This window comes from Desulfuromusa kysingii, assembly GCF_900107645.1.
GTDB lineage: Bacteria > Desulfobacterota > Desulfuromonadia > Desulfuromonadales > Geopsychrobacteraceae > Desulfuromusa > Desulfuromusa kysingii.
In genome coordinates, this window is record NZ_FNQN01000004.1 from 161,763 (window position 1) to 174,589 (window position 12,827).

The window sequence follows — 12,827 nt, forward strand, 5'->3', positions numbered from 1 at the left end:
TTTGTCCGCTAACACGGCTCCAGAACCTGACGCACAAAGAGAGAGAGATCTTCAATCTTAAACGGTTTTTGCAGTAGCTTGTCAATGACCCCGGATTGCAGAGCCAATTCGTCCAACAAGTCAAAGTTGCCACTATAAAGAATAACCGGCATATCGGGCTTGTCCTGTTTTAATATGGTTGCAAATTCAACACCAGTCATCGCCGCCATATTCAGGTCGGTCACCACCAGATCAATCCTGTCCGTTTTTTGTAATAACTGCAAGGCAGCTACGGCACTGCTAGCAACACTGACCTGGTAACCGAGTGATTGCAACATGTCCTGCCCCATCTTAAGGACAATGGCATCGTCATCCACCAATAAAATATGCTCGTCTCCTCCGAGAAGAGCAGAGGAATCATCCCGGTGTGGAGTTTCTGATTCTGGAACTCCCATCTGTTGCGGGAAGTAGATGGTGAAACAGCTCCCTTTGTCTACCTCGGGAGAGAGGATAATTCTACCACCATGGGCCTGCACAATCCCATGAACAACAGCTAACCCCATTCCAGTCCCCTTCCCGGTTTCTTTGGTGGTGAAAAACGGATCAAAAATCCGGTCCTGTATTTCAGCCGGAATACCAGAACCATCGTCACAAAAGACCAGACGCAGGTAACCCCCAGCATCCAGACCCAAGATTTCAGCCTGACGTGATTGTAACTGGCAAGAGGTCAGAGATATTTGGATCTTTCCACCCGTTTCAGCAAGTTCATAAGCGGAGTTGGTCGCAAGATTCAACAAGACCTGATGAATTTGGCTGCTATCACCAACCATTCTGAGATCACTATCCAAATGGGTCTCGATAGTCACACCATCGGGGAGTGACGCCTGAACCAACTCAAGGGCTTCGTTGACGATATCGGCAAGACAAAGTGTTTTTGTATAGGTCTCAGCCTTACGACTAAAAATCAAAATTTGAGCAATAAGATCTTTAGCCCGTTCACCCGCAACCATCACCCGCTCCAGACGCTTATGGGTCTGCGATCCCTTTTCTTCGGCATTGTAACAAAGCTGTACGTAACCAAGCATTGCAGCCAGGATATTGTTAAAATCGTGAGCAATCCCCCCTGCCAGAGCCCCCAGAGCTTCCATCTTTTGCGCCTGGTTGAGCTGCTGTTCGAGTTTTTTACGGCAGGTAAATTCGTCTTTCACCCTTTGGATGAGACCATTGATCGAGGTGACAAGACGATCGACCTCATCCATCGATGCATTGTTTTTATCAAAAGTGAGGGGCTGGATTTTCTCCATCGCCGTCAAATCAATATTCTGAGCGTAGTTGGCGACACTGACAACGCGTCTGATTGCCTTTAAATGGAATAATAGAAAAATACTGATGGCGACCCCGAACACACCGAGACCATTCGTTAGAAATTCACTAAAGATATATTGTTGAAACAGACGTCCAAAAGGCTGATGGTTTAATTGCAAATAAACAGTTCCGACATTAACCCCTTCGCCAAAAGAAGAGGTGCGATACTCAACCACCCGAAAATACTCCTGAAAAGGTTCCTTCTTCCGGATTCCTCCCCGACCACAATCCAACTTGTCAGAATCACAAATCTCAATATAGGTCAGTAGCTGACTCACTTGACTGGTCGCAATCGTCTTCACCATTGAGTCGTTGTAATTCCAAAGAGCTTCACGAATGCTCGGCATAACACTGTGTTCAAAACTGGCAATCTGTTGCTCGACCAGCTCATGCTCTCGCTGCTGCAAGCGACTGATTTGATAGACGGATATACAGAGTGTAATTGACAAACAGATAAGGATGGAGCCGAAGAGTAGGCGTCTCTTCAAGCTAATATGTTTCATAGGTAAAGCCCTCTTTTCATTTACAATGTAGAAATCTTCAACTATGAATGATACCTAAAAAGACCCTTCGAAACTGAGGTTCATCGCACAAACAGTGTTAGGATAGCAAACAATTTGCGCTCTTTAAAGAAATAATTTTTATTTAATTAGTCGTTGATAGCCGCAAAGGATAAAATATCCGTTGCCCTTGACGCAGATACAGCTCGGGTAAGTCAATGATTTGTCGACCGTTTAAAGCAGTCGAATCTACCTCCAGCTGCAATTTATGCCGCCCAGCGGGCAACGGAATCCGCACCAGAGTTAAGCGTCCCGGTAAGGTTTGCCAGGAGCGGGTATCGGGTTCCTCCAACAAAAACAGGGCAACGCGGACAATAGCCTCAGCGGCAGCATCATTTTTATTGCCAACCGACTGAGCAATAGCTTCCTTAGCTGCAACCCGAAGGCTCTCTTTGGCGATGATACGAGCTTTACGAGCATCCAGTGCTTTGCGAGCGACAACTCCCAAATCCGTTGACAGCGGTGGCAAATACCGCCAGTTAACTGGGCGAATATCGATCCTTGGCGGGGAGATCTTTGTTGCCGGGTAGTAAGGGAAGGCAAACCGGATTGATGGCGGCAAAACGACGTTGCCTGGCCGCTTCAGAGGGATTCGCCCATTGGCGACGAACAACACCAGCTCGGCTTCGCCTTGAGGCAGATTCTGAGGAATATAAGGTTGATATTTTTCTACTTCATCAACCATTCCCAATCGCTTGGCGTATCTGACAATATCTGCAGCGACCGGAGCTGGGCTCGGCAAATCATCTGCCAGCTGCCGGTAAACCAGATAAGCATCGTTATCCTCAGCAAGATTCGCAAAACAAAGGGCAATCAGAGATCGGGTAAAATAATCGGCTTGCAGCTCTGGATGATCTTGCAGCCGCGTTAATGCCTGTTTTGCTTCAACCAGAGCATCATCATACTCACCCAGCAGCAGGTAATTCATCATCAAATAGCTGTGCACCCATAGCCGTTCGCTAGACTCTCCCTTGTACCGGGTCAGCCATTCATTGGTGACCAGTGAACCGGCCTGTTCGCTGAGACTGACAATCTCAAACTGGTCAATCAGCTGCGCCGCTTTAAGGAGTTGAGAGATGCTCTGGCGGTATTCCCCCAGCTGATGTAACACCACTCCACGTTCAAATAGAAACAGAAGCTGGTTCCGGTTCCCCGCACTCTCGCCTTTATCAAGCAGATCCAAAGCCTGTTGAGGTTGACCAGAATAATAGTAACGACTGGCTCGATTCAGCTTGCCGACACAACCATTCAAGAGAAGGAGGAGCAGCAACAAAAGCAACCAACGGTAGCCGGGTCGGAAAATACCTCCGAACCCGGCTTGAAAGAAAGATATCATCAGTGCAATACCGAATGGCTTACCAACCGATAAACGGCTTGGATGCCTCACGAATCACTTCGGCACTATCGGCCCATTCGATCAATCCGGTCTCAATATCTGTCAGCTCCATATTCAAACTGTAGTACATCAAGGTTTTCTTTTTCAGCCGGAACTGTCGCGGTTGCTTTTTCTCGATAGAACGCAACGTTCCGGTCAACATATATTGAGCACCAACCTGACGGGCTCGTTGGATGCGGGTTTCAGCAGCAACGTTGCCGCCATACTGATAACTGGATTCCTTTTGGATGTTGTCGCGTTGAATCTTATTGATAAAACGCACTCGACCAGAGCTGAGCAACGCCTGACGCATGTCATCGGTCATCGCACTGGTGCTGATATGTTCACTGGTTCGATTGGCAATCCCATAGACAATCAGCACCGGACGGTCCGTTGCGCGCACTAAAGGATATTTGGTCAACAGGGATGTCACCATGTTGTCGACAATTGCCTTTTTATCTGAGAAGTGATAACCCTCATCGTAAATAACCTGCTCATCCGATCCGACTTCGCGGGTAGTCACCGAGCAGCCCGCCGCGACAAAAACAAGCAGACCAACCAAGAGCATTTTTAATAACAATGAAACTCTGTTCATAACGATCCTCCAAACTAGAAAAACTTCAGACTACGATTTTCTGTCATTTTAGCGCACTTTTAACCTTTGTGCAGCAGGGTCATTTTAATCCTGTTTCAGTAAATCAGCAAATGCAATTGCGGTCGCCTGTCTCAGCACCTCGATTTCCTGTTGCGGATAAGGGACTGCGGGACGATGCCCCCAAACCGGACCGGGCCATGCGGGGTCACTTTTTCGCCGTCCGACATGATGCAGATGCAATTGACTGACAATATTTCCTAACTCGGCAACGTTGAGTTTATCAAAATGGAAATACTGATCCATCCACAGAGACAGCTGGATGGATTCAACCCAGAGCTGTTGCCGATCAGCCTCTTCCAAATGATAAAATTCACGCAAATTTTCACGCTGAGGAACCAGAATAAACCAAGGATAGCTACAATCATTCATCAACAACAACCGACTGAGGGGAAAACTTCCACAATCGATGGTATCCTGGCGTAAACGTTGGTCAAGTTCAAACATTTCAAATTCCTAAATAGCTTGCAGTTTAAAGTTTATAAGATTAATTCCGGGCGTCCATTCCTATAGGACACAGCAGGATAGGTTCTTTGGAAACACCAAGAGGTAGCGGCGTCGAATGGGGCTACAACCCGACCCATGCCATTTACGACCTCTTGATCAACCAGCAATTATGAATCCTCGGATTGCGTTCAAAATCGAGGGGGATCGTCTTGGCACTCATGTCTTCAATGTCCAGCCCAGTCAAGGCTTCACGATCCATGTTGAACTTACGCAGATTATTGGAGAAGATCAAAGCTCCCCCAGGAGACAATAAGCGAACTGTTTTTTGTAGCAACGAGACATGGTCACGTTGGACATCAAAGGTTGCATCCATCCCTTTGGAATTGGAAAAAGTCGGGGGATCAAGGAAAATCAGGTCATATTCTCCGGTTGCTGTCTCAATCCAGCTCAAGCAGTCAGCCTGAATAATTTCCTCATCAGCGGGATCAAAATGATTCAGAGCGATGTTCTTTTCTGCCCAGCTCAGGTAAGTCTTTGACATATCGACTGTTGTGGTTGTCAGGGCGCCCCCCATCAAGGCATGTACGGTGGCAGCACCAGTATAGGCAAACAGATTGAGAAAACGACCGCCGCCAGCCATTTGCTGAATCAACTGCCGGGTTAAACGGTGGTCAAGAAAAAGACCGGTGTCGAGATAATCGGTCAAATTAACCAGAAACTTGCAATTTCCCTCCTGAACCTCTTTCAGGACACCTCGACGCGCCTGTTTTTCGTACTGCCAATTGCCTTTTTGCTGCTGCCGGATTTTCAGATGAATCTTATCCGCAGGGAGATCTAAAACCAGCGGCAGAGCATCCTGAACGTCACGCAACCGCTCAGCGCTCTTATGCTCGTCAATCTCTTTCGGAGCGCGATACTCCTGCAGATGGACTTCATCGCCATAGAGATCGACGGCCACCGCATATTCGGGAAGGTCAGCATCGTAGAGGCGATAACAATCAATCTTCTCACGGCCGGCCCATTTCTTCAGTTTCTTAGAGTTCTTGCGCAACCGGTTGGCAAACATTTCAGCACCCGCTGAAAGTTTTTTCTTGACCGCTTTTCCGGCTCCATCCTCGAGGGATTGCCAATGGTTGCTATCTTCCAGATCAAACTGTAACAATTGACACTTCAAGGCACCGTTATAGAGGACATTAATTTTCCCCGCCCGCAAACCGATACTGCGACCGAGCTGGGGACTTGAAGTGATCACCGCCGCGTGCCAGCCAGGGCATTGCTTGGCCATTTTTTCGCCCAGCAGATTATAAAATACCGGCAACTCACTGGCGACACCAAGGCGCTCGCCATAAGGGGGGTTCGCCACCAGTAGCCCCGTTGATGCTCCCGCAGGTGGGGTAAATTCTCGCAAGGTCCGCCGCTCAAAGTGAATGACCTTATCCAGCCCGGCATTCTGAGCATGTTGCCATGCGGCTTTAATCGCCCGGTGGTCGCTGTCATAACCGACAATCGGGGCAATCTTTCTCTCTAATCCCCGCGCCTGACGCTGTCGCGCGGCTTCAACCACAGCATCCCAAGCAGCAACATCATGTTGTTTCCAGCCAGTAAAACCAAAGTAAGAGCGCAACAATCCCGGAGCGGTATCGGTCGCTATCAGCCCGGCTTCAAGGGGGAGCGTCCCCGAACCACAAAGTGGATCAACTAATGCCCCACCGGCGGCACAGATATCAGGCCAGCCAGCACGAATCAGAATCGCAGCGGCCAAAGTTTCTTTTAACGGCGCATGGACACCATCAATCCGGTAGCCTCGTCGATGCAGACTATCCCCGGAAAGATCGATGCTCAAGGTCGCCTGATCCTTATAGATATGGAGATTGAGTCGCACATCGGGACGTTCCACTGAGACGGAAGGACGCTCACCACTTCGAGAACGGAACTGGTCAACAATCGCGTCCTTGACACGTAAAGCCCCATAACGAGTGTGGTTGATTTTAGAGCTGACCAGAGTGCAATCAACAGCCAGAGTACTGGTCACCGCCAGATGCTCTGACCAATCAACTTTCAACACTTCATCATAGAGTTGATCAGCATCCAAAGCGGCAAAATTGGCGAGCGGCAAAAGCACACGATTGGCTAAACGGGACCAGAGACAGGCATGATAAGCCATCTCAAGATCACCGGAGAAACGGACACCAGCACGTTCCTGCTTAACATCAGCCGCACCCATATTTTCTAATTCTGTTGCCAACAAAGGCTCTAAACCGAGCGCAGCTGTGGCAAAATATTGTTGTTGCATGATCACATTAATCCATTAATTAGTAAGGGCAGACTGAGTGCCTGCCCGGTTTTTTACAGCAGATTTCTGATCGATACCCCACGATCAATAAACGCCACGCGGGCGACCACGAAGGGCCGCCCCTCAAGAAAAAGCTATATTTTACGTAACTCCAGAGCTTGCGCCCCCAACTGTTCATTCGCCTGTTGCAGCGCCGCTTCACCTGCCAGAACGGCGACTGAACTTTCCCCATTCTTGAGATATTTTTCTGCAACTCGCTGTAATGCTTCGGCATCGACAGCCAAAAGTTGCTGACGCATCCGGTTTCGCATATCTAACGTCATCCCCTGACGCAGATTGGCAAATTCATCCGCCCCTGCCCCGGCCGGTGAATGGGGTTTATCCAGATCACCAAAAACCGCCAGGATAGATTCTTTGATAGAATCCGCAGGGAAATCGCCAGCCACAGCCCAATCAATCGCCTGATCATAGACCTGCAAAGTCCGCAGCAGCTGAGGATCTCGGTAAGAGAGCATACTGAACAGTCCAGACTCGGAATTGTATCCCGCCATGCCGCCGTAAGCCCCCCCTTTTTCACGAATTTCACGGTGCAGAAATTCGGACCGTAACAATTTGGCCAGGACGGTTAAGGCAGCACTATCCGGATGGGTGTAAGCGACAGCACTGAAAACCCGGGTCACATAGTTCACCGGAATAGACCAGAGCAACCCCTGTGACGCTGATTGAGGAGTCAATGTTGCAACCGTAGCGTTATCCGTTGTAGCCCCGGCAGGGAGGTGCTCAAGCAGTTGCCTCAAAGCGACTTTAAACGGAGGGAAATTTTCTGCTTCGACAGTCACCGCCGTCTGTAACTGACTCTGCGTGAACAGCTGTGTCGCGATCCCTTTGAGCAGCGTTGCCAGCTCAGCTAAATCTTCAACTGATTTCGCTGCCAGTTCACGAATCAGAGCGACCTGAGAGAGCCCGGACCACTGTTCACGTTGCCACCCGGACAAAGATAGCGAGGCCGCTGCAGCCCTTGCGGCATAGGTGTGCCCCGATTGGGGAACGGAATTTTCAAGGGAGACCTGAAGCTGGTTCAATACCGTGTGAAGCCGTTGTAGATCACTGAAGTCAGGACTCAGCAACATTTCTTGCAGCAAAGCAAACAAGGGCTGACAATTCCGCACCAAAGCTTTGCCCTTCAGTTCAAAGCTGGCCGCAAACTTATCGACATCCTGCGGGTCATCCAGCAATGAGGTCCGGGCGAAAATGCCACCGGTAACCGCCTCCATCGCCTCAGCCATTTGCAGATAATCGCGTTGACTGGTACCAACCTGGGTCAACAGACTACTAAAGACCGGAAGGTATTTATACTGTTCAGCCGTGAGTCCCTGAAGACCGAAATTCAGAGCGACGACACCAATACCATTGGTCGGTTGAGCAAACCAAAAAGTTTTAACAGACGCCTCCAGCTGTTGTTCAACCGGCACCGCCACCTCATGGGTGGGGATATCACTTAACTCCAAGGTTGGTAAACAAGAGAGATCCTCTTCCTCTTCCTGAGCGGTTTGTAACTCTTTGGCCCGCGCTACCAATTGTTGCTTTTCTGTATCACTGAGCTGTTGCTCAATTTTATCCAGCTCAGCACGGGTAGCCGCATCCTGCTGGGCGCCAAGATCGGTATCGGGTTGCAGCAACAGGGTAACCCGGTGTTGGTTATTGAGAAGTCGGTTGCGGATTAAATTCTCAAAAAACGGTTCAGCTGCTACTTTTTGCTGGATTTTTTGCAAGTCATCTTCAAACTTCAATGCTGCCAGCGGATCTCCCCCATGAATCCAGGGGCCAATCAGACGCATCAACAATAACAAGGAGTAAGGATAACTATCACCGGTCACTTCGCGGTTGGAAAATTCGAGTCGATGGATCGCGGCATCAATCCGCTCCGGACTAAAACCTTCCGCCGCCACCTGTTCGAGAGTCTCCAGAATCAGCGTCTCAATAGCCTCAACCTGCTCTGGATCTGTCCCCTGTAAACCTGCAGCAAAATAGGTGGTACGGATATCGTCATGATAACCAGTCCCTGGAGCCAGATTGGCCCCCAGACCAGAATCCAACAGCGCCTTATAAAGCGGTGCCGCTGGATTTCCCAGCAGAAGAGCCGACAGCAATGACATCGCCAGCCGCTCAAAACTATCGTTAACGTCACCGTCGAGCCAGGCGATCTCAACCAGCGAACGTTTTTCAAGAGGCTCACCAGCATCCAGAGGATATTTTTCTGTCACCTTCAAGGGGGCGTCCAGCCGTTGTTCAACTGGAACTTCACTATCCAGATCAAGGCGGTCAAATTTTGTCAGCACCCGATCTTCCACGATAGCCAACAGTTCTGACAAATCGAGGTTGCCGGAGCTGAAGAACCAGGAATTGCTGGGATGATAATAGCGAGCATGAAAATCACGCAGCTCTTGCCAACTCAAAGCCGGGATATCTTCCGGCTCACCACCAGAATTATGCCGATATGTCGTCGTCGGGTAGAGATGCTTATCCAGCCGTCGAGATAACAGCGATGAGGGGTCTGACATGGCCCCTTTCATCTCGTTATAGACAACCCCTTTGTACTCCAGTGGCGATGTTGGGTCGTCACCGACGGCATACTCAAGGCGATGTCCCTCCTGGCTGAAATCACGTTCCGTCAAACGGGGGAAAAAAGCGGCATCCAGATAGATATCCAGCAGGTTATGAAAATCTTTGCGATTCATGCTGGAAAAGGGATAGAGGGTCCAGTCACTGGCGGTCATCGCGTTCATAAAACTGTTAAGACTGCGCTTGAGCATCGAGAAAAAGGGATCGCGGACTGGAAACCGCTCTGATCCGCAAAGCGCGGTGTGTTCCAGAATATGGGCGACACCGGTTGAATCATCGGGGGGAGTCCGAAACCCGACTGCGAACAAATGGTTATCATCATCCCGATCGAGATGCATAAAACGCGCACCGGTGACCTGATGATGCAAACGAATCATGGTCGCGTTAATCGCTGGGAGGGCATCGACCTGATCGACAATAAAACCGTGAATAGACTGTCCGGGAGAAAACTTACAATTGCTCATAACTATCCTGACTGCAGAGATTCGCTAACGCGATCCCGCACACTAAAAGTTTTGATTAATACTTAATCCACTGATGACGCAATAACCACTTTTCTAATTCCACAGCAACAAAAACGATCGTCGCCATGACAAAACAGAACGCCAACTCGACAATTCCAAGAGCTTGCGTATGAAATAACATTTGCAATGCGGGAACATATATGATTCCCAGCTGGACTGCAACACTGACCGCCACCGCCAACAGCAGCAACCGGTTCGATGTCACCCCTTGACGGAACAACGACTGTCTTTCAGAACGCAGCGCTAGAGAGTTAAATAACTGACTATAACAGAGTACGGTAAAAACCATCGTCTGCCAATGCCACCCCAACACAATCGCAATTTTTTGGGTCACGAGACAGCTGGCCGCCATCAACAATCCAATCCAGAGAATTTGTTGCCAGATGCCTCGGGCGAACAAACTTTCATCGGGAGGAATGGGGTTCTGCCGCATGATCCCCTTTTCAGCCGGTTCGATCGCCAACGCCAGTCCGGGAGCACCATCGGTCACCAGATTAATCCAGAGGATATGGATCGGCAACAACGGCAGTGGCAACCCTAGAAACGGAGCTAAAAAAATCGTCCAGATTTCACCGGCATTACAGGCCAGAATATATTTAAAAAATTTACGCAGGTTGGCGTAGACGACCCGCCCTTCACGTACCGCCTTGACAATCGTGGCAAAATTATCATCCAGCAGCACCATTTCCGCCGCCTCTTTCGCAACATCGGTTCCGGTGATCCCCATCGCAATCCCGATCTCTGCCCGCTTCAACGCAGGGGCATCGTTCACTCCGTCCCCGGTCATCGCGACAGACTCACCGCGTTCCTGCAATGCCGCAACAATTCTGAGCTTCTGCTCCGGCGCAACCCGGGCGTAAACCCTGACCTCACCAGCCACATCAACCAACTGCTCATGAGACAGAGCCGTAAGTTCAGAACCGCTGATAACCCGTGCATCGACAGAACTGACAATACCGATCCGCGCCGCAATTCTGATTGCGGTCAAAGGATGATCGCCGGTAATCATCACCGGTGTAATTCCTGCTTCTCGACATTGCCGAACCGCAGCGGCACTCTCCTTTCGGGGAGGATCAAGAGCACCACTCAGACCGATAAAGTGCAGATTTGTCTCCAAATCCAGAACAGCTAAATCCGACGGGACTTTTTTCAACCGATTCCAGGCAAACGCCAGAATCCGCAATCCATCGGTTGCCATCGTCGTAAGACAAGATTCCGCTGCCACATGATCAAACCACTGGCAGCGTGCAGAAACCGCCTCAAAGCTCCCCTTGCAGAAGATCAAAACCTCCCCTGACGGGGTGCGGTGCAGCGTACTCATCGCCTGACGTTCAGAACTGAAAGGGATCTCCCCGATCCGCGGATATTCCTGCTTGAGGCGCTGCGGATCGTAGCCCAGCTGCTGCACGTTCAGATAGAGCGCCACCTCAGTTGGATCTCCCAGAGGCTTACCCTCGGCGTCAATCCTGATATCATTGTTCAAGGCAAGGGCGAGCAGCAGCGGATCATCTGCTGGAAATGGGGCACTCTCGACACGCTCATAGGCAGCATCAAAGAGCTGTTCGACATTCATCTGGTTCAGAGTCAACGTCCCGGTCTTGTCAGTGCAAATAAAGGTGGTGGACCCCAGAGTTTCCACTGCGGGCAAGCGGCGAATCAAACTATTCTGCAACACCAGCCGCCGCGCCCCAAGTGCCAGAGAAATAGTCACCACCGCTGGAAGCGCCTCGGGAACAGCAGCCACAACCAGACTGACCGCCGTCAGAAACATCACCACAATATCTTCTCCGCGTAACAAACCGGCGACAAAGACGATTCCACAAATCAACAAGGTGACCAGAGCTAGGTTGCGCCCTACCCTTTCAAGGCGCTTTTGCAGCGGCGTTTTTATCTTCTCCGTGGTATCGAGAAGGTGGGCAATCCGCCCCATCTCGGTATTCATTCCGGTCGCGGTGACATAGCCACTCCCATGACCATAGGTCACCATGGTTCCCCGGTAAACCATATTGCGCCGCTCACATAAAGGTAAGTTCGCGTGATTTAAACATTCAACCGTCTTTTCAATGGCAACAGATTCTCCGGTCAGCGCCGATTCATCGACCTTTAGACTGTGGACTTCATTAAGCCGCACATCGGCGGGAATAATCGCTCCGGTCTCCAGAAACAAAACATCCCCCGGCACCAACTCATCAGCAGGAACCTGTAGAATTTGCCCCTCACGCCGCACGGTCGCAAACGGGGCCGCCAATTGCTTTAAAGCCGCCAATGCCTTTTCTGCACGATATTCCTGAATAAAACCGATCAAACTGTTAAGGATGACAATAATCAGGATAACAAAGGTATCTTTAAACTCACCGATCACCCCTGAGATCAATGCCGCAACCAACAAAAGGACAATCATCGGATTCCGGTATTGTTCATAAATCATCTGCAACACAGAACGTTTCCGTTCATCTCGCAGTTGATTGCCCCCCACCTCCTGCAACCGTGCTGCCGCACGATCACCGCTCAGTCCAGCTGACGAGGTCTCGAATTTCTCCTCAATCTCAGTAAGTTGCAACTGGTATAAATCTTTAAAATTCCCATCAACCACAGCTCATCTCCTCGGTTATAAGCCTAGCAGATTTGTTCCGGGTTAAAAGAGCTGTGAAAAAAGATAAAAAAAGATTGATTTTCTATTTTCAGCATGGTACCTATTTCGTCCGTCGGAGCGTAGCGCAGCCTGGTAGCGCGCTTGGTTTGGGACCAAGATGTCGGAGGTTCGAATCCTCTCGCTCCGACCAAAACAAAAATAACGCTGGCCTTTTAAGGTCGGCGTTTTTTTGTATCTGCACGAAGAGAGGATTCGAAGCGAAATGAGCGCTGACTGAATGTCAGAAAAGTGACCAGGGATGGCCGCGTCAGTGAATGTAGGAGGTGAATCTTCTCGCGCCGACCAAAACTTGCGACAGTGAGCGTCAAGCGTGACGGGCTATCCTTGCTGGGGGACGGGTTATAAACTGCTTTTTTC

7 protein-coding genes and 1 tRNA gene are annotated in these 12,827 nt (G+C 49.9%); 1 reads left to right on the plus strand and 7 read right to left on the minus strand.

The genetic code is table 11. The annotated features are described in order from the left end of the window. Nucleotides 1-8: 8 nt before the first annotated feature. The 7 genes from BLU87_RS08125 to BLU87_RS08155 all read right to left on the minus strand — a co-directional run bounded on the left by BLU87_RS08125 (nucleotide 9) and on the right by BLU87_RS08155 (nucleotide 12,410). Nucleotides 9-1,847, minus strand: a complete 1,839-nt coding sequence (locus BLU87_RS08125; RefSeq protein WP_092346564.1) for a hybrid sensor histidine kinase/response regulator — start codon at nucleotides 1,845-1,847, stop codon at nucleotides 9-11. A 142-nt stretch (nucleotides 1,848-1,989) separates the two neighbouring features. Further along, on the minus strand, nucleotides 1,990-3,240 hold the full coding sequence (locus tag BLU87_RS08130; protein WP_092346567.1) for a COG3014 family protein: 1,251 nt from the start codon (nucleotides 3,238-3,240) through the stop codon (nucleotides 1,990-1,992). Nucleotides 3,241-3,259: 19 nt separating this feature from the next. Continuing rightward, on the minus strand, nucleotides 3,260-3,874 hold the full coding sequence (lpoB, locus tag BLU87_RS08135; protein ID WP_092346570.1) for a penicillin-binding protein activator LpoB: 615 nt from the start codon (nucleotides 3,872-3,874) through the stop codon (nucleotides 3,260-3,262). 84 nt (nucleotides 3,875-3,958) lie between these two features. Next, nucleotides 3,959-4,378, minus strand: coding sequence for an HIT domain-containing protein (locus tag BLU87_RS08140; RefSeq protein ID WP_092346573.1), 420 nt, complete (start codon nucleotides 4,376-4,378; stop codon nucleotides 3,959-3,961). A 142-nt stretch (nucleotides 4,379-4,520) separates the two neighbouring features. Further along, the gene (gene rlmKL / locus BLU87_RS08145) at nucleotides 4,521-6,671 is read right to left on the minus strand and encodes a bifunctional 23S rRNA (guanine(2069)-N(7))-methyltransferase RlmK/23S rRNA (guanine(2445)-N(2))-methyltransferase RlmL (protein WP_175498304.1); all 2,151 of its coding nucleotides are present in this window, start codon (nucleotides 6,669-6,671) and stop codon (nucleotides 4,521-4,523) included. A gap of 134 nt (nucleotides 6,672-6,805) precedes the next feature. Beyond that, on the minus strand, nucleotides 6,806-9,757 hold the full coding sequence (locus tag BLU87_RS08150) for an insulinase family protein (protein ID WP_092346579.1): 2,952 nt from the start codon (nucleotides 9,755-9,757) through the stop codon (nucleotides 6,806-6,808). Nucleotides 9,758-9,812: 55 nt separating this feature from the next. Beyond that, nucleotides 9,813-12,410, minus strand: coding sequence for a cation-translocating P-type ATPase (locus tag BLU87_RS08155; RefSeq protein ID WP_092346582.1), 2,598 nt, complete (start codon nucleotides 12,408-12,410; stop codon nucleotides 9,813-9,815). Between the two features lie 113 nt (nucleotides 12,411-12,523). Between BLU87_RS08155 and BLU87_RS08160 the strand changes: the two genes are divergently transcribed. Then, nucleotides 12,524-12,600: transfer RNA gene (locus BLU87_RS08160), tRNA-Pro, on the plus strand. The last annotated feature ends 227 nt before the right edge of the window (nucleotides 12,601-12,827 follow it).

Coding starts and splice junctions, on each gene's coding strand:
- BLU87_RS08125 (WP_092346564.1), bottom strand. CDS start 1,847: ATGAAACATATTAGCTTGAAGAGACGCCTACTCTTCGGCTCCATCCTT.
- BLU87_RS08130 (WP_092346567.1), bottom strand. CDS start 3,240: ATGATATCTTTCTTTCAAGCCGGGTTCGGAGGTATTTTCCGACCCGGC.
- lpoB (WP_092346570.1), bottom strand. CDS start 3,874: ATGAACAGAGTTTCATTGTTATTAAAAATGCTCTTGGTTGGTCTGCTT.
- BLU87_RS08140 (WP_092346573.1), bottom strand. CDS start 4,378: ATGTTTGAACTTGACCAACGTTTACGCCAGGATACCATCGATTGTGGA.
- rlmKL (WP_175498304.1), bottom strand. CDS start 6,671: ATGCAACAACAATATTTTGCCACAGCTGCGCTCGGTTTAGAGCCTTTG.
- BLU87_RS08150 (WP_092346579.1), bottom strand. CDS start 9,757: ATGAGCAATTGTAAGTTTTCTCCCGGACAGTCTATTCACGGTTTTATT.